The sequence below is a fragment of the Vibrio sp. RW genome, from assembly GCF_027587105.1.
GTDB lineage: Bacteria > Pseudomonadota > Gammaproteobacteria > Enterobacterales > Vibrionaceae > Vibrio > Vibrio toranzoniae.
Genome location: NZ_JAPPTM010000074.1, coordinates 1 through 976, shown reverse-complemented (window position 1 = coordinate 976; position 976 = coordinate 1). Strand labels below are relative to the sequence as shown.

The 976-nt window shown below is 41.7% G+C and carries 2 protein-coding genes; both read left to right on the top strand.

Annotated features, from left to right (window positions below):
- The first annotated feature begins 81 nt into the window (after positions 1–81).
- Positions 82–435 (top strand): IS66 family insertion sequence element accessory protein TnpA, encoded by a 354-nt coding sequence (tnpA, locus tag OCT63_RS21360; protein WP_055451982.1) that lies wholly within the window; start codon positions 82–84, stop codon positions 433–435.
- A complete protein-coding gene (tnpB, locus tag OCT63_RS21355) occupies positions 432–788 on the top strand; it encodes an IS66 family insertion sequence element accessory protein TnpB (RefSeq protein WP_016769320.1) in 357 nt (118 codons plus the stop codon). The genes tnpA and tnpB overlap by 4 nt, the downstream gene beginning before the upstream one ends.
- Positions 789–976 lie beyond the last annotated feature (188 nt).

Sequence of the window (976 nt, the reverse complement as noted above, 5' to 3'; positions counted from 1 at the left end):
GTAAGCGTCTTTAAATCGACTCATTCAATCCTTTTAATAAACGTCGTAACCTTTAACTTTTATCGTTAAAGGTACTCGAAAATGTCTCAGCATAGATCTCAGCAAGAATGGCTACGCCTTGTTCAGAAGTATTACAATAGTGAGCAGTCTGCCGCTCAGTTTTGTTTAGAGCACAATCTTCATCCAAAAACATTTGATAACAACCGTCGCAAACTACACCACTTAGTCAACCTGCCTAAAAAACGAGAAGATTCACTTTCTGAATTCGTTGTTGTTGAAAAAACAGCCATGCTAAACACCAAAACCGAGCAACTGCCTCCCTCTACGTTACCTACGGAATTACGCCTTGAAGCGGGAGCATGCTCTCTTCATGTACCTCGTGATGTAGCACCTCAGTGGCTCGGTCTTCTATTGAAGGAGCTTGCTGTTGTATGAAAATGTTCCCTGATATCTCTGTTATCTATCTCCACAAGGCGCCCGTCGATTTTAGAAAGGGCATTAACGGCTTGAGCTTTATTGTTGAACAGAATATGAACCTTAATCCCTTCTCTGAAGCGCTATTTGTCTTCTCTAATCGCACGCGGGATAAGCTCAAAGTTCTCTACTGGCAGCGTAATGGCTTTTGCCTCTGGCAAAAGCGACTCGAAAAAGACAAGTTCGCTTGGCCAAGAAAAATGCCAGGGAAAACCCTCTCATTAACGGAAGAGCAGTGGCATTGGTTGCTTGATGGGCTCGATATTGAAAAAATGAAACCCCATCAAACATTGAATTACCAAAGTCTTAATTAAATTAAAAAATAATAGCGTATAAGGAACTTTCGCGGCTCTCTGCGATCTTCCTTATATGCCAAATAAAAATAAAGAAGATGAGCTAGCGCTCTTACGTTCAAAAGTGACTGAGCTTGAATCTACGGTACTCACACTTCGCCAATCTCTAAGCGAGAGCGAATTAACCATCCAATCGCTGGTTGAAAAAC

Excerpts from the sequence above, each read along its gene's own strand:
- tnpB (WP_016769320.1), top strand. The coding sequence starts at position 432 with ATGAAAATGTTCCCTGATATCTCTGTTATCTATCTCCACAAGGCGCCC.
- tnpA (WP_055451982.1), top strand. The coding sequence starts at position 82 with ATGTCTCAGCATAGATCTCAGCAAGAATGGCTACGCCTTGTTCAGAAG.